We start from the raw sequence: 237 nt of genomic DNA, 5'->3' as shown, positions 1-237 counted from the left end.
AGGGCCGCGCGCATCGGTTCGGTCAGGCGCGTGCCGTCGCCGGTGAGGAAGACCAGTGGATGCCGCGCCATCCCCGCCTGCCGAAGCAGGTCGCCACGCGTCGCCGTCAAGGGGAGCAGCGGTGCCCGGCTCTCCGAGACCGCGATCCCCCCGACGATCTCGTCGATGAGAGCATGGCTCACGATGCCCTGTGCATCCCTCGACAGATCGACCACGTTTCCTATCATGGTCGAGGGC

At 68.4% G+C, this 237-nt stretch carries 1 protein-coding gene; it reads right to left on the bottom strand.

Going from position 1 to position 237, the window contains the following annotated elements:
* On the bottom strand, positions 1–215 hold a 215-nt coding region (locus ACZ3GY_RS24790), incomplete at its 3' end, for a DUF6177 family protein (protein ID WP_465912481.1).
* Positions 216–237: the final 22 nt, after the last annotated feature.

The organism is Pseudomonas sp. PME37.24/006 (assembly GCF_055556635.1).
The sequence above is the reverse complement of the archived record's forward strand: the minus strand, read 5'-3'. Positions and strand labels throughout refer to the sequence as shown.